The organism is Bacillus sp. FG16, from assembly GCF_057809515.1.
In genome coordinates this window covers 1-696 of the sequence record NZ_JBMDKC010000291.1, presented here as the reverse complement: position 1 = coordinate 696, position 696 = coordinate 1, and the positions used below count along the sequence as shown (strand labels likewise).

Here is a 696-nt window from a genome sequence, read left to right as displayed (position 1 = left end):
TTGGCTATTACTGTCGTTTTTCTTTAAGTTATCGCGATGTATCTGAACTTTTGAGAGAACGTGGAATCTCGGTTCACCCTACAACCATCATGCGTTGGGTCCATGAATACGGAAATCTCATCTATCAAATATGGAAGAAGAAAAATAAATCTGCACATCATGTTTGGCATTTAGATGAGACTTACATCAAAGTGAAAGGCGAATGGTGCTTCTGTATCGTGCAATTGATAAAGATGGACACACGCTAGATATTCAACTTCGTAAAACACGTGATCATCAAGCTCTGCCTATATGTTTATGAAACGATTGGTAAAAGCTTTTGGAGAACCAACGGTTCTCACAACAGATAAGGCTCCCGCCCTACTATGTGCGTTCAAAAAATTGAAAAATAACGACTTTTATATCCATACGAAACACTGCACTGTTAAGCATCTCAATAATCTTATTGAACAGGATCATCGACATGTCAAACGTCGTTTTGCTAAATCTTCTGGATTCCAAAGTATCCGTCATGCTTCACGTACCTTAAAAGGCATCGAAACCATTCACGCCCTATATAAACGAAAACGAAGTTTGCAACAAGCAAACTTCGTTTTTTCGACGTATAATGAATTACAGAAATTATTCAAAACTGCTTAAACTATAACCGCATTTTGTAAACCGCTTGATGTTTTTTCAAACTTTGCAACAGAACCA

1 pseudogene is annotated in these 696 nt (G+C 37.4%); it reads left to right on the top strand.

Annotation, left to right across the window (positions count from 1 at the left end):
* Nucleotides 1-639: pseudogene (locus ACODS7_RS32355) on the top strand (IS6 family transposase); the annotation flags it as partial.
* Nucleotides 640-696 lie beyond the last annotated feature (57 nt).